The organism is Streptomyces sp. SP18BB07 (assembly GCF_036322545.1).
Lineage (GTDB): Bacteria > Actinomycetota > Actinomycetes > Streptomycetales > Streptomycetaceae > Streptomyces > Streptomyces deccanensis.
This window is the reverse complement of record NZ_JAQYWT010000318.1, coordinates 1-413: the sequence shown is the minus strand read 5'-3', so window position 1 is coordinate 413 and position 413 is coordinate 1. Positions and strand designations below refer to the sequence as shown.

The window sequence follows — 413 nt, the reverse complement described above, 5'->3', positions numbered from 1 at the left end:
CGGGTGTACCACAACCTCCGTGCGGCGGACGGTTCGTGGAGTGGTGCGCGGCAGGCGGACGGGAACGGGAGCATCGCGAAGGTGGCTGCCGCGACGACGCCGAACGGTGATCTGCATGTGGCGACGTTGCTGAGTGGCCGGGTGTTCCACAACATCCGTCATGCGGACGGTTCGTGGACGGGTGCGGTGCAGGTGGACGGCAACGGTGCGATCGGTGATGTCGCCGTGGCCGGTGGCCCGCGTGGTGAGCTGCACCTGGTGACGCTGTTGAGCGGTCGGGTGTACCACAACCTCCGTGCGGCGGACGGTTCGTGGAGTGGTGCGCGGCAGGCGGACGGGAACGGGAGCATCGCGAAGGTGGCTGCCGCGACGACGCCGAACGGTGATCTGCATGTGGCGACGTTGCTGAGTGG

Annotated in this window: 1 protein-coding gene; it reads left to right on the top strand. The window is 68.3% G+C overall.

The window, feature by feature from the left end; translation table 11 throughout:
• Window positions 1-81 precede the first annotated feature (81 nt).
• On the top strand, window positions 82-413 hold a 332-nt coding region (locus PUR53_RS22060; RefSeq protein ID WP_329909403.1), incomplete at its 3' end, for a hypothetical protein.